This is a genomic window from Pseudomonas sp. Pseusp97 (genome assembly GCF_047304025.1).
Classification (GTDB): Bacteria; Pseudomonadota; Gammaproteobacteria; order Pseudomonadales; family Pseudomonadaceae; genus Pseudomonas.
The window spans coordinates 35,975-55,728 of the sequence record NZ_JBGLYK010000014.1 but is presented as its reverse complement, the minus strand read 5'-3'; the positions used below and the strand labels follow the sequence as shown (position 1 = coordinate 55,728).

Below are 19,754 nucleotides of genomic sequence, written 5' to 3'. Positions count from 1 at the left end.
GAGCTTGCTCGCGAACCAGTCTTCGCTGCGGAGTCCGGGTTCGCGAGCAAGCTCGCTCCTACGAAAAGCCCATCAGGGCGGGTCAGAGACCGCGGATCGCCAGGTCCGCGCCGAGCAATAGCAAGCCACCGAAGAAGCAGCGGCGGAACGCCAGCGGGCTGATCCGCGAGCGCAGCCAGGTGCCCAGGTACATGCCTGCCAACGCGGGCAGCAGGGCCAGCAGCGACAGGCCGAGCACATCCGCCTGCAACAGCGAGCCGTGCTGGCTGAGGGTGACTGCCAGGGCCAGCGTCGAGACGGTGAACGACAAGCCCAGCGCCTGCACCAGGTCATCCTTTTCCAGGCCCAGGGCCTGCAGGAAAGGCACGGCGGGAATCACGAAGACGCCGGTGACGGCGGTGACGCCTCCGGTGATCACGCCGATCAGCGGCGACAGCCAGCGCTCATGCCGGGGCGCCACGCTGAAGCGCTGGTTCGACAGCCCCAGCAGTGCATAGAGCATCAGGGCGACGCCCAGCAGCGGCGTGGCCGCCGGCCAGTTCCGTCCCGCCAGCAGCCAGCCTACCAGCAGGGTCCCGACAACAATGCCGACAAGCATCCCCCACAGGCGCTTGAGCAGCCCGAGGAAGCGCGGGCCGGCAGCGAGTTGCCAGACATTGGTGACGGTGGAGGGCACGACGAGAATGGCAGCCGCCTGCATCGGTGGCATCACCAGCCCGAGCAGCCCGACGGCCACCGTGGGCAGGCCGAGCCCCACCACGCCCTTCACCAGGCCGGCGAGGAGGAAGGTGAGGACGATGAGTTCGAGGTGCTGGGGGAGGGCGTCGAACATGGCCGGGGCCTTGTTGAAAAGCAAGGCTGGCAGGATACGAGGGTTTGGGAGTCAGGGGAAAGCGCGGTCCCTCTCCCCAGCCCTCTCCCTGAAGGGAGAGGGAGCCGTACGGCATGCTCGTCAGGCGCCGAGTCAGCCGGAGACGCTGGGGGACCGCTTGGCACGAATATCCCCTCTCCCTTCAGGGAGAGGGTTAGGGAGAGGGCAATCCCCCGCGCAGGAGCAGAGTGCCGTGGCGGCGCCCGATCAGATATTCGCCACCGGCTGGTAGGCCTTCGGCTTGAAGTACAGCGTCTCGCCGCGGGCGAGGCCGGTCAGGCTGTCGTGGTCCTTCACCACTTCGGCCTCGATCAGCTCGTCCTGGCCGTCGACCTTGAGGGTCACCCGGGTGATCGCGCCCAGCGGACGGATATCGCGGACCTCGGCGGCGCGGTGCTCGGCGACTTCCGAACGCGACAGCGACACCTCGTGCGGACGGAACAGCACGTGCTCGTCGCCGCCCAGGTGCAGGCGGTTGGAGTCGCCGAGGAAGTGGTAGACGAAGTCGCTGGCCGGGTTCTCGTAGACCTCGCCGGGGGAGCCGATCTGCTCGATCACGCCCTTGTTCATCACCACGATGCGGTCCGCGACCTCCATCGCTTCTTCCTGGTCGTGGGTGACGAATACGGAGGTCAGGTTGATCTCCTCGTGCAGGCGCGCCAGCCAGCGGCGCAGCTCCTTGCGCACCTTGGCGTCGAGGGCGCCGAAGGGTTCGTCGAGCAGCAGGATCTTCGGCTCCACCGCCAGTGCGCGGGCCAGGGCGATACGCTGGCGCTGGCCGCCGGAGAGTTGCTCCGGATAACGGTCGGACAGCCAGTCCAGCTGCACCATGTTCAGCAGCTCGTGGACCTTCTCGGCGATGCGCGCTTCGCTCGGGCGCTCCTTCTTCGGCTTCATGCGCAGGCCGAAGGCGACGTTGTCGAACACCGTCATGTGGCGGAACAGCGCGTAGTGCTGGAACACGAAGCCGACGTTGCGATCGCGCACGTCGTGCTGCGAGACATCCTCGCCGTGGAACACGATGTTGCCGGCGTCCGGGGTTTCCAGGCCGGCGATGATGCGCAGCAGGGTGGTCTTGCCGCAGCCGGACGGGCCGAGCAGGGCAACCAGTTCGCCGCTGTGGATGTCGAGGTTGATGTCGTTCAGCGCCTTGAAGGCGTTGAAGTTCTTGCTGACGTTACGGATCTCGATGCTCATGGCGTGGCTCTCACTTATTCATCGTCAGCTTTGACTTTGGCGCGGGTCAGGCGGGACTCGCTCCACTGCTTGAGCAGCAGGATGACCAGGGCCATCAGCAGCAGCAGGGTGGCGACGCTGAAAGCGGCGACGTGGTTGTATTCGTTGTAGAGGATTTCGACGTGCAGCGGCAGGGTGTTGGTGACGCCGCGGATGTGCCCGGAAACCACCGACACCGCGCCGAACTCGCCCATGGCCCGCGCGGTGCACAGCACCACGCCGTAGATCAGGCCCCATTTGATGTTCGGCAGGGTCACGTGCCAGAACATCTGCCAGCCATTGGCGCCGAGCAGGCGCGCGGCCTCTTCCTCCTGCGTGCCCTGTTCCTGCATCAGCGGGATCAGTTCGCGGGCGACGAAGGGGAAGGTGACGAAGATGGTTGCCAGGACGATGCCGGGCACGGCGAACACGATCTGGATGTCGCGGTCCGACAGCCACTGGCCGAAGTAGCCCTGGGCGCCGAACAGCAGCACGTAGATCAGGCCGGCGATCACCGGGGAGACCGAGAACGGCAGGTCGATCAGGGTGACCAGGATGCTCTTGCCGGGGAACTCGAACTTGGTCACGCACCAGGCGGCGGCGACGCCGAATACCAGGTTCAGCGGCACCGAGATGCCCACGGCGATCAGCGTCAGTTTCAGCGCGGCGAGCGCGTCGGGTTCCAGGATGGCCTCGAAGAAGGTGCCGAAGCCCTGCTTCAGCGCCTCGCTCAGCACCACGAACAGCGGCAGCAGCAGGAACACGGCGAAGGCCAGCCAGGCCAGCGCGATCAGGGCGCGGCGGCCCCACACATTACCCCGGCGAGCAGCATTGGCAGCGGCCGCGGCGGAAAGGCTTGCGGTACTCATGGCGCGCTCCTCAAGGCGTTTCGATGCGGCGTTGCAGCAGGTTGATCAGCAGCAGCAGGACGAAGGCGACGACCAGCATCAGCACGCCGATGGCGGTGGCGCCGGTGTAGTCGTACTGGTCCAGCTTGACCATGATCAGCAGCGGCAGGATCTCGGTCTTCATCGGCATGTTGCCGGCGATGAAGATCACCGAGCCGTACTCGCCGACGCCGCGGGCGAAGGCCAGGGCGAAGCCGGTCAGCCAGGCCGGCAGCAGCGCCGGCAGGAGCACGTGGCGGAACACCTGCAACGGCTTGGCGCCCAGGCAGGCGGCGGCTTCTTCCACTTCACGCGGGATGTCCGCCAGCACCGGCTGTACCGTGCGCACCACGAAGGGCAGGACCACGAAGGTCAGTGCCAGGGTGATGCCCAGCGGGGTATAGGCGATCTTCAGGCCGATTTCGGTGGCGAAGCGGCCGACCAGACCGTTGGGCGCGTACAGCGCGGTGAGCGCGATACCGGCCACGGCGGTTGGGAGGGCGAAGGGCAGGTCGATCATCGCGTCGATGATCTTGCGTCCCGGGAAGCGGTAGCGCACCAGCACCCAGGCCAGCAGGGTGCCGATCACGCCGTTGATCAGGGCGGCGATCAGCGCGGTGCCGAAGCTCAGCTTGAGCGCGGCGATGACGCGCGGCGCGGTGATGATGGTCCAGAACTGATCCCAGGAGAGCTGGGTCGTCTTGAGGAACATGGCCCCCAGCGGAATCAGCACCAACAGGCTGAGATACACCAGGGTGTAGCCCAGAGTCAGCCCGAAGCCGGGTATGACCGGGGAGATGCGTCGCGACATTGTCTGTCCTTTCTCATGAACGCGTTGAGCCCCCGCCATGGGGCGGGGGTTTTCGTTCCGCGTGGGCTGTGCACCGGCCCGCGCGGATCGTTTCGCCCGGCGCAGGGCCGGGCGGGTGGCACATCACTGCGCCTGGTAGATCTTGTCGAAGATGCCGCCGTCGTTGAAGAACTTGGGCTGCGCGACTTTCCAGCCGCCGAAGTCCTTGTCGATGGTCACCAGGTTGAGTTTCGGGAACTGGTTGGCGAACTCGGCAGCGACCTTGGCGTTACGCGGGCGGTAGAAGTTCTGCGCGGCGATGCGCTGGCCTTCTTCGCTGTACAGGTACTTCAGGTATTCCTCGGCGACCTTGCGGGTGCCTTTCTTGTCGACGGTCTTGTCGACCACGGCCACCGGCGGCTCGGCCAGGATGGACACGGACGGAACGACGATCTCGAAGTTCTCGCCGCCCTGCTCCTTCTTGGCCAGGAAGGCTTCGTTTTCCCAGGCCAGCAGCACGTCGCCGATGTTGTTGTTGACGAAGGTGATGGTCGAACCGCGGGCGCCAGTGTCCAGAACCGGGACGTGCTTGTACAGGTCCTGCACGTAGGCTTGCGCCTTCTCGTCGCTACCGTACTGCTTCTTCGCCCAGGCCCAGGCGGCGAGGAAGTTCCAGCGGGCGCCGCCGGAGGTCTTCGGGTTCGGGGTGATGACTTCCACGCCCTGCTTGGTCAGGTCGCCCCAGTCCTTGATGCCCTTGGGGTTGCCCTTGCGCACCAGGAACACGATGGTCGAGGTATAGGGAGTGCTGTTGTCGGGCAGGCGGGCCTGCCAGTCGGCGGGCAGCAGCTTGCCCAGCTTGTTCAGTTCGTCGATGTCGCCGGCCAGGGCCAGGGTCACCACGTCGGCCTTCAGGCCGTCGATCACGGCGCGGGCCTGCTTGCCCGAGCCACCGTGGGATTGCTGCACGGTCAGGTCGTCGCCGCCCTGGGCCTTCCAGTGCTTGATGAAGGCGGCGTTGTAGGCCTGGTACAGCTCGCGGGTCGGATCGTAGGAAACGTTCAGCAGTTGGGTGGCGGCGGAAACCGGGCCGGCAATCAATGCGCTGGCCAGTGCGGCCAGGGCGAAACGGCGGATGGACATGTGCAGCTCCTGAAAAAATGCAGTTCTTTATGTTTGTTGGGCAGGGTCTTTCGGGGGAGGGGCGTTGTCAGCCACGCATTCGTGGCTGACAGCTGCAATACCGGTGGGGCAGTTCGGTCATGGCGACGCTCCGGGTGTCCAGTCGGTCCGCACGGGCTCAGGCAGGTTTGCCGGGGCTCTGTTGCAGGCGGAATTTTTCCTTGCGCTCGATCTGCACGACCTGGCCGTTGTGCACGGTGATCTCGACGGCGCCGAAACGCAGGCCACGCAGGGCGCTCTGCACTTCGCGCAGGATGTTGGCTTCGTCCTGGCCGTCCAGGCTACGGAGGGTTGCGCTCATGGGTATCTGCTCCTAATGGGTTGACCACCGGCCGATTCACCAACGGCGCGTGCGGTGTGAGCGCATCTTAGGCAGGAGCTGGATATTCTTAAAAATACTGTTTAAGAATTTTTATATATCCGAAAGTTTTTAGAGCGATTTCAAGCGGTGCCGCGCGGCAATTGTGCCAGCAGAACCTCGGCCGGCTGCGGTGCGCCATACCAGTATCCCTGGCCGAAATTGCACGCGTGGGTGAGGAGGAAGGCCGCCTGGTCGGGCCGTTCGATGCCCTCGGCGACCACCTGCAGGCCCATGCTCTGGCCCAGCGCGATCACCGCACAGGCGATGGCGGCGTCGTCGGATTCATCCGGCAGGCCGGCGACGAAGCCCTGGTCGATCTTCAGCTTGTGCACCGGCATGCGCTTGAGGCGCATCAGCGAGGAATAGCCGGTACCGAAATCGTCGATAGCCAGCTGCACGCCCAGCAGGCGCAGCTGGCAGAGCAGTTCCAGGGCCTGGTCGAAGTTCTCCATCACCGCGCTTTCGGTGACTTCCAGCTCCAGGTGGTGGGGTTCCAGGCCGCTCTGTTCCAGGGCCAGGGCCACGCGCTCCTCCAGGCCGCCGCGGCCGAACAGCCGGCTGGAGACGTTGACCGCGATGAAGTCCAGGCCGATGCCGGCATCCAGCCACTGGCGCATCTGCCGGCAGGCCTGCTCCAGCACCCAGGCGTCGATGGCGGTGATCAGGCCGCTTTCCTCGGCCACCGGGATGAACTTGGCGGGTGCGATCAGCCCCTGTCGCGGATGCTGCCAGCGCACCAGCGATTCGACGCCGACCATGCGCCCGCTCGCCAGGTCGTGCACCGGTTGGAAGTACAGGCGCAGCTCGTCGTGGTCCAGCGCGTGGCGCAGCGCCGATTCCACCTGCACGTGGGAGCGTGCGCGGGCGGTCAGCTCGGGGGTATAGAAGGCATAGAGGTTGCGCCCGCTGGCCTTGGCCTGGAACAGCGCGGCGTCGGCGTGCTGCATCAGGTGGTCGACGTTGCGCGCATCCTCGGGGAACAGGCTGACCCCCAGGCTTACCGACATGTAGATGAGCTGTTCGTTGACCTCGAAGGGCGCCTTCATGGCTTCCAGCAGGCGCTGGGCGAGGCTGCTGGCGTGGTGCGGTTGATGGCTTTCGAGGATCACGGCGAACTCGTCGCCGCCCAGTCGCGCCAGGGAGCAGCGTTCGTCCAGGCAGCCCTCCAGGCGTTCGGCCACGGCGCGGATCAGCAGGTCGCCGATGGTGTGCCCGAGACTGTCGTTGATGTGCTTGAAGTGGTCGAGGTCGATGCTCAGCAATGCGCCGCCGCCCTGTTCGCGCTCGGCGCGGGCCAGCGCCTGCTCGATGCGCTCGCGCAGCAGCAGGCGGTTGGGCAGGCCGGTGAGCGGGTCGTGGTGGGCGAGGAAGTCCAGTTCATGCTGCGAGCGCTTGACGCTGCTGAGGTCGGAGAACACCGCGACGTAGTGGGTCAGTTCGCCTTCGTCGTTGCGCACGGCGCGGATGTGCTGCCACTGCGGATACACCTCGCCGCTCTTGCGGCGGTTCCAGATCTCGCCGCTCCACACGCCGTTCTCGTGCAGGGCGGTCCACATGTGCTGGTAGAACGCGGCATCCTGGCGGCCGGATTTGAGCAGCGAGGGCTGCCCGCCCAGCACGTCTTCGGCGCTGTAGCCGGTGATGCGCGAGAAGGAGGGGTTGGTGTGCACTATCACCCCACGCGCATCGGTCACCAGCAGGCCTTCCTGGGTGGCCTCGAACACCGCGGCCGCCTGGCGCAGGTGGTCTTCGTTGCTGCGCTGGTGGGTGATGTCGCGGTTCACCCCGGTCAGGCGCAACGGTTGGCCGTCTTCGGCGCGGGTCAGTCGGCCGCTGCTGCGCACCCAGCGGTAGCTGCCGTCGCTGTGGCGAATGCGATAGACGCATTCCAGGCGCGTGCGCAGGCCCTGGATGCAGTCCTGGTGGAGGGCGAGTACGCGCTCGCGGTCTTCCGGGTGCAGGCGGGTTTCCCACAGCAGCAGGTCATCGCTCAGGTGCTCCACCGGCAGGCCGATCAGGTTGGCGTAGCCGGGGGAATAATGGACGCGCTGGGTTTCCAGGTCCCAGTCCCAGATGCCGTCCTCGACCACCGCGAAGGCACGGCTCAGGCGCTGCTCCTTGTCGGCCAGCGCGGCGAGGACGGCATGCTGCTGGCGCAGGTGCCGCCACAGCAGGAAGAACAGCAGGAGGAAGGTGACGGCGAGGAAACCGTACTGCTGCAGCACCCTGGCCCGCGCCAGCGAGGCGGGGTCGTGCAGGACATTTTGTAACCATTGGTCACCCAGCCAGATCCAGAGAGTGGCGGCGACCAGGTAGACAAGACTGATGCGCAGGGCGCTGAGGCGTGGATTCATGCGGTGGTGAATTGTATTTATTGGCTGCGCTGTATAAAAAATGGCCAGGTGGCCCCGTTCGTATCTAAAAGACCGGATGGTAATCCGGACCCGCATGGTGATAATGCGGCAGTCCTTTCCCGGTAAAGCACGCCCAGCCGGGCGTAGTCCCACATCCCTTCCGAGGTACAGTATCGCCTATGTGGTACAACGGTTTCCTTGACCTGTCGCCCTGGCAATTGGTGGCGGTCACCCTGGTCCTGACCCATATCACCATCGTCAGCGTCACCGTCTATCTGCACCGCTACTCGGCGCACCGGGCACTCGACCTGCATCCCGCGCTGCAGCATTTCTTCCGCTTCTGGCTGTGGATGACCACCGCCATGAACACCCGCGAGTGGACCGCCATCCACCGCAAGCACCACGCCAAGTGCGAGACCGCCGAAGACCCGCACAGCCCGGTGTTCAAGGGCCTGGGCACCGTACTGCGCACCGGCGCCGAGCTGTATCGCAAGGAGGCGGAGAACCCCGACACCCTGCGCATCTATGGCAAGAACTGCCCGGAAGACTGGATCGAGCGCAACGTCTATTCGCGCTACCCAATCGGCGGCATCGTGCTGATGGCGATCATCGACCTCGCCCTGTTCGGCGTGCTCGGCATGACCGTCTGGGCCGTGCAGATGATGTGGATTCCCGTGTGGGCCGCCGGCGTCATCAACGGCCTGGGCCATGCGGTCGGCTACCGCAACTTCGAGTGCCGCGATGCCGCCACCAATCTCGTGCCCTGGGGCATCCTGATCGGCGGTGAGGAGCTGCACAACAACCACCACACCTACCCGAACTCGGCGAAGCTGTCGGTGAAGAAGTGGGAATTCGACCTGGGCTGGGCCTGGATCAAGCTGTTCAGTTTCCTGCGTCTGGCCAAGGTCGCCCGCGTCGCGCCCATTGCGCACCGCGTGGAGGGCAAGGGCAGCCTGGACATGGATACCGCCATGGCCATCCTCAACAACCGTTTCCAGATCATGGCGCAGTACCGCAAGCTGGTGATCGGCCCGCTGGTGAAGCAGGAGCTGGCCAAGGCCGACGAGTCGGTGCGCCACCTGTTCCGCCGCGCCAAGCGTCTGCTCTCGCGTGAAACCAGCCTGCTGGAAGAACGCCACCACGCGCGCATCCAGGACCTGCTCGCACAGAGCCAGTCGCTGCAGGTGATCTATGAAAAGCGCCTGGCCCTGCAGCAGATCTGGGTAAAAACCAGCGCCAACGGCCACGACATGCTCGCCGCGATCAAGCAGTGGGTGCACGAGGCGGAAGCCAGCGGCATCCAGTCGCTGCGCGAGTTTGCCGAGCAGCTGAAGACCTACTCCCTGCGTCCGGCCGTCTGAATGACGGAAACGTCCTAGGACGTTGAGAGATGCGTCTCAGAAAAGCCCGCCGTTCGGCGGGCTTTTCGTTTAATTTGCAGCAGGCAGGCGTAGTTTGCGGTCATAGCCCCGGTCAATGAGCGGGAGGACGCTGATACATGGATGAGAATAAATTGCCGGCCGATCAGGAAGAGGCCTTGCTGGCGCTGCTGCACAGTCGCGCCGAAGTGACGCGCCTGAAGGAGCGCGAACAGCTTTTCAGCGCGCTGCTGGCCAGCGTGAACTCGGTGCTCTGGGCCTTCGACTGGCAGTCCCAGCGCATGGTCTACGTCAGCCCCGCGTACGAGCGCATCTTCGGCCGCTCCGCCGCGCTGCTGCTGGCGGACTACAACGAGTGGCGCAACTGCATCTATCCCGATGACCTGGATTACGCCCAGAGCACCCTGCAGGAAGTGCTCGAGCGCGGCGCCATCGAGCAGCGCGAATACCGCATCCTGCGGGCCGACGGCGAAGTGCGCTGGCTCAGCGACAAGTGTTTCGTCAGCCAGCACAGCGACGCCGGCCTGCCACTGATGATCGTCGGCATCGCCGAAGACATCACCGACAAGAAGCACCTGGAAACCGAGCTGCATCGCCTGGCCACCACCGACGTGCTAACCCAGAGCAGCAACCGGCGCTACTTCTTCGACAGCGCCGAGCAGGCCTTCCGCGACTGCAAGGCGACTTCCACGCCGTTGGCCTTCCTGCTGCTGGATGTGGACGATTTCAAGAAGATCAACGACCTCTACGGCCACCAGGTCGGCGACGTGGTCCTACAGCGCATCGCCCAGAGCGGAGCCGGCGCCCTGCGGCGTGGCGATCTGTTCGGCCGGATCGGCGGCGAGGAGTTCGCCGTGCTGCTGCCCGGCTGCGACGAGAACATGGCGCGGCAGATCGGCGAGCGCCTGCAGCGGGAAGTGCAGCGCCTGCGCTTCAACGAGGCCGAGCATTTCTTCAGCGTCACCATCAGCCAGGGGCTGACGCTGCTGCAGCCGGACGACCAGAATCTTTCCGCGCTCTACAGCCGGGCCGACGCGGCGCTGTACCAGGCGAAACGCACCGGCAAGGACCGCATTGTTCAGGGATGAAACACCCGGTCGTGCGTCAGCGGCGTCATTAATACTTTCTGATTAATACCTTCAGCACAGATGTGCGGCCGTGTGTTTCTGCTGTCAAAAGGCTTGTGTCGGGTTTATGACGCGTTAAAAATCAATGACTTAAAACAAGCGTTTTGCCTTCTGTCGGAATCCTGACGTAGGATCGCTTCCTACATTGACATGCCTTTGTCCCCCCCACTATTACTATCCACATAGCAATATCGTGTGGTGTCTGGATGAGACACCTCAGGGAGCAGTCGCACGAGCAGTGTGTCATGGAAGATTCTGCCACCTCTTCTTCCTGTCACTTCCTATCGCTGCCTGACAACTTCCGTCAGCACCTCGCTGCGGGAGCGCGATGGATTTTTGCTTTTTGTTTTTCCAGATTTTCGGAACCTGGCCGAAGGGCGGTAGCTTTGCCCGGAAATAAGTAGCGGCCACTCCAGGGACGAACAGTTGATTGTCGTTAATTGAATCGGGTCATTCGAACTCGGGCGGTAGCCTTGTCTTCGAAATTTACCAAAGGCCCGGTACAGAGCATCTCCTGGACTGGAGTGAGTGACGATGGCTGCTGAATTGATGGAAAACGGCGGAACTTCGCGTGCCGCCCGAACAAGCATGAAGAACAGCGCTCGCCGGCCGGAAAGTGTTTCGCCGGTGAAACTGTTTAAGAGTGACGCCGATTCCCGAGGCGCTAATAAAAAGCTTAGTCGAGTTGCCGTTGTTAGTTCGAAAGTTTGTTATGCCGGTGTTTCAAGTTATAGCCCGGTGTGTAACAAAACTGAACTTTTCAGCGAATCCAGCGCGTGCCAGACGCTATTCGTTTCATCGCTGAAACAGCAACTTCCGGCCACTGCCGAAGTTTATCTGCAGGCGTTCGCCATCTCTTCCGAACTGACTCCCGCGACCTTCCCGAAGAAGGCCCGTGCGAGGGCGGCTGCGCCGCGAGTGACGGAATCCCGGCGCGAACGCCGCCACCCTGCCGGCCGACAGCGCCGGCATCACCCGAGCCGCGCGCCTCGCCGCGCTGGGAGTCAAGGCTGATGGCCGAGCAATCGCTTCGTTCGAACTATGCCTGTGTGGTCGGCGGCGCCGGCCCCGCGGGCATGGGCTTCCTGTTCAACGCCTACAAGACCGGCGCGCTGGCGGACCTCGCGCGCGATGGCCTGCTGGTCGTGGACGCTGCACTGGCGGTCGGCCGTGGCCGGCTGGGGGATTACCACATCACCGCCAACTCGGTGGGCGATGTGTTCCTCGATTGCCTGCGCGATCCGGCGTTGCTGCCGATCTTCGCGCCGCTGGCGCATTCCCCGGCATTCCGTGCCTTGCAGAACGACCCTCATGGTGCGCCGATGCTCACGCAGGTGGGCGAGCTGCTGGCGCATGCCTCGACGCTGTTCATGCGCTACGTCACCGAGCACCTGGGCGTCGAAGTGGCGCTGGGGACGCGTATCGAAAAGATCACCGCGCAGGACGACGGCAGCTTCCAGCTGGCGTTGCGCAGCGGCTCCCATGGCGTGCAGGTCGACGCCGGGTCGCTGGTGATGAACCTGGGCGGCCGGCAGAACCGCGAATACCTCAACTGGAGCCTGGCCGAGCAGGACCTGCACCTGTCCCACGACGGCCCCACGGTGTACTCCTCCGACGCGCTGCTGAGCCTGAATCCCGCCGAGCTGGTGGAGCTGTTCGGCGACCGGGTGACCCCGGGCTGTCGCTTCACCGTGGTCGGCGGTTCCCACAGCGCCTTCTCGATCCTCGACAACCTCGCCTGCGCCCTGGATTGCCTGGGGCTGGAACAGATCACCCTGCTGCACCGCGCGCCGATCCGCCTGTTCTTCGAGAGCGTCGAGGAAGCCCGCGCGGCCGGTTACGGGGTGGACGAGGGCATGGATGTCTGCCCGGTTTCCGGCCGGGTGAACCGCTCCGGCGGCCTGCGCTACCGCGCCCACCAGGTCGGCACCGACGTGTTGTCCAGAGGGGTCGTCAGCGGTACGCGAGTGAAGGTCGAGCTGCTCTGCCTGGAGGATCGCTCGCCCGCGGTGCGCGAGCGCCTGGAGCAGTGCTGCAGCGAGGATGGCGTGATGGTCCAGGCCATCGGCTACCAGCCGTGCCTGCCGGCGCTGCGCCGCTCCAATGGCGAGCCCTTGCAGGTGCGCGAGAGCAAGGGCGGGCTGGATTCCGATGCGGCCGGCTGCCTGCGCGACCACTGCGGGCGGCCGATTCCCGGCCTCTACAGCTTCGGCCTGGGTTCGGGCCTTGCGGCCAACCCGATGCTGGGCAGCGAGCGCTCCTTCGACAGCCGCATCTATGGCGTCTGGCAGTTCCATAACGATGCCAGCGGCCGGGTCATCGAGGCCCTGCAGGAACACCTCGCCAGCCGCCTGCCGCAGCCAGCGCAACCCATGGACAGCCGTATCGACGACGCGCCCTTCGTGCTGTCGGCGCTGGGCTGAGCGGCGCCTGCGCCGCACCTGAATCCATAGACGGACTTTCCATCCAACAGAGGGATGCGACCGTGATCAATGTGACCAAGACCTACCTGGGCAACCTGGACAAGTTCAAGGCCTACGTGGAACAGATCTATGCCTCCGGCTGGATCACCAACCACGGCCCCTTCGTCACGGAGTTGGAAGAACGCCTGCAGGACTATTTCGGCGTTCGCCATGTGATTCTCACCAACAACGGCACCATCGCCCTGCAGGTGGCCTATCGGGCCCTGGGCGTCACCGGCAGTGCCGTCACCACCCCCTTCAGCTTCGTTGCCACCAGCAGCACGCTGCAGTGGGAGAGCATCCGCCCGCGCTTCGCCGACATCGATGCGCGGACCTGGAACCTCGACCCTGCGCGCATCGAAGCCAGCCTTGCGCCGGATACCACCGCCATCGTCGCCACCCACGTGTTCGGTAATCCCTGTGCGGTGGAGGAGATTCAGGCGGTGGCCCAGCGCAACCGGTTGAAAGTGATCTACGACGGCGCCCACGCCTTCGGTTCGCGCTACCGCGACCGTTCGGTGCTGGCCTGGGGGGATGCCACCACTCTGAGCTTCCACGCCACCAAGCTGTTCCACACCATCGAGGGCGGCGCCATCGTCACCTCCGATGACGAGCTGGCGAAGCAGATCCGCCTGATGTGCAACTTCGGCATTGCCGACGTCGACAAGATCGTTGGCCTGGGCATCAACGCCAAGCTCAACGAGTTCTCCGCCGCCATGGGCCTGTGCGTGCTCGACGAGATCGACAGCATCCTCGCCCAGCGCGAGGAGATCGCCGCCCGCTACACCGCCGCGCTCAGTGGCTACTACGACCTGCAGGCCAGCGAGAGCTACGCGCGGCTGAACAACAGCTACTACCCCATCGGCCTGCGCGACGAAGCCCAGGTGCTGCGCGTGCGCACCGCGCTGAACGAGATCGGGGTCAACCCGCGGCGCTATTTCTACCCGTCGCTGGACACCCTCGACTACCTCGCCCCGCAGGTGCCGCAGGTGCAGTCCCGCGAGCTGAGCCAGCGCATCCTCTGCCTGCCGCTGTATCCGGGCCTGCCCCAGGAGATCCAGCGCGCGGTGATCGAAGTGCTGCTGCTGGAAAGCGGCCGCGTCGCCGTCGCGGTGTAAGGGGACGATCATGCGCACCGCACGCTCGCTGTCGATGGTCCGCAACACCCTGATCAATTATGCAGGGCAGGCGTACGCCATCGTCATCGGCATCCTGATCCAGCCGTTCTACCTCGGCCACCTCGGGGCCGAGGCCTATGGCCTGATCGGCTTCTTCGCGGTGCTGCAGAGCTGGCTGCTGCTGCTGGATGTCGGCCTGTCGCCAGCGCTGGTGCGCCAGGTCGCCCATGGCCGCGGTGTCAACGGTGAAGGCCAGGACCAGGCGCGCCTGCTGCGCTCCTTCGAACTGATCCTGCTGCCGCTGACCTTCCTCAGCAGCCTAGCGGTCTGGGGCGGCAGCGGCTGGATCGCCGGGCAGTGGCTCAACGTGCAGCAACTCTCGCCCGAGCTGGTAGCGCAGTGCATCAGCCTGATGGGCCTGCTGGTGGCGCTGCGGCTGTACGCCACCCTGTACCGCAGCGCGCTGCAGGGCCAGGAGCTGCACGGCTTCATCAATGCGGTGAACGTGTTCATCACCACCCTGCGCTATTTCGGCGGGCTGCTGCTGGTGGCGCAGGTCAGCCAGGACCCGCTGGTGTTCTTCCAGTTCCAGGTCGCGGTGTCGCTGATCGAGGCGCTGCTGCTGGGCGGCAAGGCCTACCTGTGGATGGACGTGCGCGTGCTGACCCGCTTCTGCTGGGACACCGTGCGCCCGGTGCTGCCCTTCGCCCTGGGCATGTCCTTCACCTCGTGCCTGTGGATCGTGCTCACCCAGCTGGACAAGGTCCTGCTGTCGAACCTGCTGCCGCTTGAGCAGTACGGCTACTTCTCCCTGGTGGCGCTGATTTCCGGCGGCGTCCTCACGCTGGTCAACCCGCTGGCGCAGTCGCTGCTGCCGCGCATGACCATGCTGGTCGCCGAACAACGCCACGAAGACATGCAGCAGCTCTACCTGAAGGCGAACCGCTTCGTCTGTGTGCTGCTGTTCCCGATGGTCGCGGTAATCGCCGCTCATGGTCACGACCTGGTTCTGGCCTGGAGCGGCGATGCCGGGGCCGCCAGCTGGTGCCGGCCGATCCTGGCCTGGTACGTACTCGGCTCAGGCCTGCTGGCGGTGGCCAGCTTCCAGTTCTACCTGCAGTACGCCCACGGCCAGCTGCGCATGCACGTCTGGTACAGCGTCATTTCCACCCTGGTGACCGTGCCGCTGGTGATCGCCAGTGCCTACCTGCAGGGCGTGCTCGGCGTGGCGATCTGCTGGTTCGGCCTGCGCCTGGCGTCGTTCCTGATCTGGCCGGCGATCGTGCACCACGCGTTCGCTCCCGGCCTGCACGGCATCTGGTTGCGCGACACCCTGCAGATCGCCGCGCTCAGTGCTGCCGGACTGCTGCTCAGCGAACCCTTCTATGCGCTGCTGGCCCGTTCCGGCGAGCGCCTGTGGCTGCTGGCGGCGCTGGCCGTATGCGGCCTGATCACCCTGTTCCTCGTGGGCGCGGGCTCTGCCCCGGCTTTGCTGCGCCTGTTCAAACCGTCCCACAAGCCGAGTGTCTAGACATGGATATCCGCTCCGAGCTGCAGATCCTTTCCAACTGGCCGGAAGACCCGAAGCCCCTCCTGAGCATTGTCTGCCTGGCTTACAACCAGGTGAACTACATCGGCCGCACGCTGGACAGCTTCCTCGAGCAGGTCACCGATTTCCGCTTCGAAGTGCTGGTCAACGACGACGCCTCCAACGACGGCACCAGCGAGCTGATCGCCGACTACGCCGCGCGCTACCCGCACATCATCAAGCCGATCTTCCACAAGGAAAACCAGTACTCCAAGGGCGTCTCCCATGGCCTGCCGGTGTTCCGCAAGTGCCGGGGACGCTACATCGCCTACTGCGAGGGCGACGACTTCTGGACCGACCCGCGCAAGCTTCAGATCCAGGTCGACTTCCTGGAGAACAACCCGGACTACGTGATCACCTACCACGACGCCTACACCTACAACGAGGACGGCGTGATCAGGCCCCGGCAGCTCACCGGCAAGTACCGCCGCGACGCCAGCCGCCTGGACCTGCAGAAGGCCCGGCCGATCTCCACGCTGACCACCTGCTTCCGCAACGTCCTCACCGAAATGCCCGAGGAGCTGCGCACCACGCGCATGGTCGACCTGTGCTGGTGGTCGCTGCTCGGTGCCTTCGGCAAGGGCAAGTTCATCGAGGAAATCCGCCCCGCCGCCTACCGCGTGCACAAGGGCGGGATCTTCTCCATGCAGGCCGATCGCGTGCAGCAGCAGATGACCCTGCACACTTACTACTGCCTGTCGCGCTACTACCAGCGCCTGGGTAATCAGGAGCTCAACGAGTACTTCCTGATGCAGGTCTGCCGGCTGTCCATGGCGGCCGTCTCGCCCATGCGCAAGGTGCAGGCCTTCCTGCTGTTGATCGGCAACCACGGCGCCAACCTGCTCAAGCGGCTGAACCCGATTCAGGCGCGCTGAGCCGCGCCACCTCAATGGAGGATGGAAGTCCATGAGTGTCATGCCCCGCTCGTCCCTGGAAACGCTCCAGGACACCCGCATCGACGTCGCCGGCCTGCTGCGCCTGCTGTTCGATCACAAGAAGATGATCATCGCCGTCACCGGCCTGTTCGCGGCGCTCGGACTCTTCTACGCGGTGGTCGCCACGCCGATCTACGTCTCCGGCGCGATGATCCAGATCGAGCAGAAGAAGAACGGCCTGAACGGCACGCCGGAGGTGATCAACCGTCCCGACTCGGTATCGATCGCCTCCACCGAGATCGAGCTGCTGAAATCCCGCGCCGTGCTGGGCAGGGCGGTCGAGCTGCTGAAGCTGGACATCATCGCCAGGCCCAGGCGCATGCCGCTGATCGGCGACTACATGGCGCGGCACTACAAGCCGGAGGCCGGGCAGACGCTGGCTGCGCCCTGGCTGGGCCTGGGCGCCTACGGCTGGGGCGGCGAGCAGATCAAGGTGTTTTCCCTCGACGTGCCGGAGGAATACCTGGGCGAGCCGCTGACCCTGGTGGCCGATGGCGGTGACGCCTATCACCTGCTCAACGCCGACGACCAGCTGATCCTGCGTGGCGAGCTGAAGAAACCGGTGATGGAGAAGGGCTTCAGCATCGAAGTCGACGAACTGGTGGCGCGCCCCGGCACCGAGTTCATCGTGGCGAAGAACCGTCTGCTGACCACCACCCTGAACTACCAGAAGCTGCTCAAGGTGGCTGAGGCCGGCAAGGACTCCGGGATCATCTACATGACCCTGGAAGACCCCAACCCGCAGCAGGCCGATCGTATCCTCGACAAGATCAGCCACCTCTACGTGCTGCAGAACGTCGAGCGCAGTTCCGCCGAAGCCTCGCAGCGCCTGCAGTTCCTGCGTTCGCAGCTGCCGGTGGTACGCCTGGACCTGGAAAAAGCCGAAGCCGCCTACAACGCCTACCAGACCACCGCCAAGTCCGCCGACATCAGCGTCGAGACGCGCGGCGTGCTGGACCAGGTGGTGGGCATCGACAACCAGCTCTCCGAGCTCCGGCTCAAGCGCGCCGAGTACGACCGCCTCTACACGCCGTCGCACCCGCTGTACCAGGCGCTGAACAAGCAGATGGGCAGCCTGGAGGACCGCAAGGCGCAACTGCAGAAACGCATCCAGACCCTGCCGGCGACCCAGCAGGAACTGCTGCGCCTGTCGCGTGACATGCAGGTCACCCGGCAGACCTACACCAGCCTGCTGAACAAGGCCCAGGAGCAGGACATCATCCGCGCCGGCACCATCGGCAACGTGCGGGTGATCGACACCGCCCAGGCCAACGTCGAGCAACCGGCCAAGCCCATGCGCAAGGTCATCGTGCTGCTCGCCACCCTGCTGGGCTTCTGCGTGGCCCTCGGCATCCTGTTCCTGCGCCAGGCCTTCTACCGTGGCGTGGAAAATCCCGAAGCGATCGAACAGCTCGGCCTCTCGGTGCTCGCCGCGATTCCGTACTCGCGGCAGCAGGAGCGCCTGGAGAAGGAGCGCAAGGGCGACATCCTCGGGCACACGCCCAAGCTGCTCGCCGCGTCCGCCCCGGGCGACCTGGCCAACGAGGCGATCCGCAGCCTGCGCACCAACCTGCATTTCGCCCTGCTCGAAGCGCGCAACAACGTGGTGATGCTCACCAGCCCGGCGCCGGGCGCCGGCAAGTCGTTCGTCTCCAGCAACCTGGCGGCCATCGTCGCGCAATCGGGCCTGCGCACCCTGCTGATCGACGCCGACATGCGCAAGGGCTACCTGCACCGGGTGTTCGGCCTGACCCCGCGTCACGGCCTGTCCGACGCGCTGAGTTCGCATCGCCCGCTCAGCGAAGTGATCCTGCCCACCGAGGTGCCGGAGCTGGACTTCATTTCCTGCGGCTTCGCCGCTCCCAACCCGTCCGAGCTGCTGATGCACGACAACTTCGCCCAGCTGCTGCGCGACGCGTCGGCGATGTACGACCTGGTGATAGTCGATACCCCGCCCGTGCTGGCGGTGACCGACGCCGCCCTGGTCGGCCGGCTGTGCGGCATCAGCCTGCTGGTGACGCGCTTCGGGCAGAGCCCGGCGAGCGAGATCGACACCGCCCGCCGGCGCCTGGGGCAGAGCGGCATCCACCTGCAGGGAGCGATCCTCAACGGCGTGAAGCGCAAGGCCTCGACCGCGGCGTACGACTACGGCGCGTACGCCTATCGCTACGACGCCAAGGACTGAACAGGGAAATCACCGAAGGGATGCGCCATGGTCCATATCGTCAGCCTCATGCAGCCGTACCTGTTCCCCTACCTGGGGTACTTCCAGCTGATCGCCGCGAGCAGCCTGTTCATTCTCGGCGACAGCCTGCAGTACACCCGGCGCGGCTGGATCAATCGCAACCGCCTGCTGGTCGGCGGGAAGATCTGGCAGTTCAGCTTCCCGCTGGAACAGGGCTCGCAGACCCAGGCGATCAACGAACGACGGCTGAGCGCGGAGTTGCGCCGCAGCAACCAGCGCCTGCTGCACACCATCCGCCATGCGTACCACCGCGCGCCCTGCTACGAGCAGGTGATGCCGCTGCTGGAGGAGATCCTCGAACACCCCGAGCGCAACCTGTCGCACTTCGCCGAGCATTCGATCCGCCGCATCTGCCACTACCTGGGCATCGACACGCCCATGGCGCGGGTCTCCGAGCTGGAGCTGGCCGAGGACATCGGCCGCGACCAGCGCCTGATCGAAGCGGTGAAGCAGGCGGGCGGCGATGTCTACCTCAACCCCGAAGGCGGCCGTCACCTGTATTCGCCCGAGGTGTTCCAGGCCCACGGGCTGGACCTGCAGTTCCTGCGCATGGACGAGCTGAGCTACCCGCAGTTCAGCCCGGATTTCGTCCCCAGCCTGTCGATCATCGACGTGCTGATGTTCAACCCACCGGACGAGATGCAGCGGCTGCTGGGCCGCTACACCCTGGAGCGGCCCGCTCCCTCGCCGGACCTGCTTGGGGAGTACGAATCATGAGTGGCGTTTCCGCCGTCGATGCCGCGCAGTACCGCTGGTACCTGATCCAGACCAAGCCGCACCAGGAACTGCGCGCCGAGGAGAACCTCGGCCGCCAGGGCTTCTCCTGCTACCGGCCGGTGGTGAAGCAGGGCAGCCGGGCGCAGCCGCTGTTCCCCGGCTACCTGTTCATCCGCCTCGATCAGCAGCACGACAACTGGTTCCCGATCCGCTCCACCCGCGGCGTGGCGCGCATCGTCAGCTTCGGCGCGCAGCCGCTGGCGGTGGCCGACGAGCTGGTGGAGGGCATCCGCCTGCGCCTGGCGGCCATGCCCGAGCGGCCGTCCAGTGGCTTCCACCAGGGCCAGGTGGTGCGTGTGAAATGCGCCGGCGAGTGCGAGGTGGAGGCCATCTTCCTCTGCGACGACGGCGGCGAGCGCGCGCTGATCCTGCTCAACCTGCTGCAGCGTGAACAACGCATCCGTGTCCCGCTCAGCCAGCTCTCGGCGCTGGGCGGCAATGACGGCTGCCGCGCCTGAGGCAC

General features: G+C 65.3%; 17 protein-coding genes. 10 read left to right on the top strand and 7 right to left on the bottom strand.

Annotation, left to right across the window (positions count from 1 at the left end; genetic code table 11):
- Nucleotides 1-82 precede the first annotated feature (82 nt).
- The 7 genes from ACCC94_RS05095 to ACCC94_RS05065 form a co-directional block, all read right to left on the bottom strand.
- Entirely contained in the window at nt 83-832 is a 750-nt protein-coding gene (locus ACCC94_RS05095) for a sulfite exporter TauE/SafE family protein (protein WP_413348304.1), read from the bottom strand.
- A 246-nt stretch (nt 833-1,078) separates the two neighbouring features.
- Nucleotides 1,079-2,068, bottom strand: a complete 990-nt coding sequence (locus tag ACCC94_RS05090; RefSeq protein WP_413348303.1) for a sulfate/molybdate ABC transporter ATP-binding protein — start codon at nt 2,066-2,068, stop codon at nt 1,079-1,081.
- A 14-nt stretch (nt 2,069-2,082) separates the two neighbouring features.
- On the bottom strand, nt 2,083-2,955 hold the full coding sequence (gene cysW, locus ACCC94_RS05085) for a sulfate ABC transporter permease subunit CysW (RefSeq protein ID WP_413348302.1): 873 nt from the start codon (nt 2,953-2,955) through the stop codon (nt 2,083-2,085).
- Between the two features lie 10 nt (nt 2,956-2,965).
- Nucleotides 2,966-3,784: a sulfate ABC transporter permease subunit CysT gene (cysT, locus tag ACCC94_RS05080; RefSeq protein ID WP_017520777.1), complete on the bottom strand. Its 819-nt coding sequence runs from the start codon at nt 3,782-3,784 to the stop codon at nt 2,966-2,968.
- 123 nt (nt 3,785-3,907) lie between these two features.
- A complete protein-coding gene (locus ACCC94_RS05075) occupies nt 3,908-4,906 on the bottom strand; it encodes a sulfate ABC transporter substrate-binding protein (protein ID WP_413348301.1) in 999 nt (332 codons plus the stop codon).
- Nucleotides 4,907-5,063: 157 nt separating this feature from the next.
- Nucleotides 5,064-5,246: a sulfur starvation response protein OscA gene (gene oscA, locus ACCC94_RS05070; RefSeq protein ID WP_017520779.1), complete on the bottom strand. Its 183-nt coding sequence runs from the start codon at nt 5,244-5,246 to the stop codon at nt 5,064-5,066.
- 140 nt (nt 5,247-5,386) lie between these two features.
- Nucleotides 5,387-7,660, bottom strand: coding sequence for a putative bifunctional diguanylate cyclase/phosphodiesterase (locus tag ACCC94_RS05065; protein ID WP_413348300.1), 2,274 nt, complete (start codon nt 7,658-7,660; stop codon nt 5,387-5,389).
- Nucleotides 7,661-7,839: 179 nt separating this feature from the next.
- Between ACCC94_RS05065 and desA the strand changes: the two genes are divergently transcribed.
- The 10 genes from desA (at nt 7,840) to rfaH (ending at nt 19,749) form a co-directional block, all read left to right on the top strand.
- Nucleotides 7,840-9,021, top strand: a complete 1,182-nt coding sequence (gene desA / locus ACCC94_RS05060) for a delta-9 fatty acid desaturase DesA (protein ID WP_413348299.1) — start codon at nt 7,840-7,842, stop codon at nt 9,019-9,021.
- A gap of 137 nt (nt 9,022-9,158) precedes the next feature.
- Nucleotides 9,159-10,127, top strand: a complete 969-nt coding sequence (locus tag ACCC94_RS05055) for a GGDEF domain-containing protein (RefSeq protein WP_413348298.1) — start codon at nt 9,159-9,161, stop codon at nt 10,125-10,127.
- Nucleotides 10,128-10,700: 573 nt separating this feature from the next.
- On the top strand, nt 10,701-11,180 hold the full coding sequence (locus tag ACCC94_RS05050; protein WP_413348297.1) for a hypothetical protein: 480 nt from the start codon (nt 10,701-10,703) through the stop codon (nt 11,178-11,180).
- Nucleotides 11,180-12,589, top strand: coding sequence for a hypothetical protein (locus ACCC94_RS05045; protein ID WP_413348296.1), 1,410 nt, complete (start codon nt 11,180-11,182; stop codon nt 12,587-12,589). Before ACCC94_RS05050 ends, ACCC94_RS05045 begins: the two co-directional genes overlap by 1 nt.
- Before the next feature lie 62 nt (nt 12,590-12,651).
- Entirely contained in the window at nt 12,652-13,746 is a 1,095-nt protein-coding gene (locus ACCC94_RS05040; RefSeq protein ID WP_413348295.1) for a DegT/DnrJ/EryC1/StrS family aminotransferase, read from the top strand.
- Nucleotides 13,747-13,756: 10 nt separating this feature from the next.
- Entirely contained in the window at nt 13,757-15,277 is a 1,521-nt protein-coding gene (locus tag ACCC94_RS05035; RefSeq protein ID WP_413348294.1) for a lipopolysaccharide biosynthesis protein, read from the top strand.
- 2 nt (nt 15,278-15,279) lie between these two features.
- Nucleotides 15,280-16,209 (top strand): glycosyltransferase family 2 protein, encoded by a 930-nt coding sequence (locus ACCC94_RS05030; RefSeq protein ID WP_413348293.1) that lies wholly within the window; start codon nt 15,280-15,282, stop codon nt 16,207-16,209.
- Between the two features lie 31 nt (nt 16,210-16,240).
- Nucleotides 16,241-18,454: a polysaccharide biosynthesis tyrosine autokinase gene (locus tag ACCC94_RS05025; protein ID WP_413348292.1), complete on the top strand. Its 2,214-nt coding sequence runs from the start codon at nt 16,241-16,243 to the stop codon at nt 18,452-18,454.
- A gap of 27 nt (nt 18,455-18,481) precedes the next feature.
- Nucleotides 18,482-19,231 carry a WbqC family protein gene (locus ACCC94_RS05020; RefSeq protein ID WP_413348291.1) on the top strand — a complete coding sequence of 250 codons (750 nt, stop codon included), beginning with the start codon at nt 18,482-18,484 and terminating at the stop codon, nt 19,229-19,231.
- Nucleotides 19,228-19,749 carry a transcription/translation regulatory transformer protein RfaH gene (rfaH, locus tag ACCC94_RS05015; RefSeq protein WP_413348290.1) on the top strand — a complete coding sequence of 174 codons (522 nt, stop codon included), beginning with the start codon at nt 19,228-19,230 and terminating at the stop codon, nt 19,747-19,749. Before ACCC94_RS05020 ends, rfaH begins: the two co-directional genes overlap by 4 nt.
- Nucleotides 19,750-19,754 lie beyond the last annotated feature (5 nt).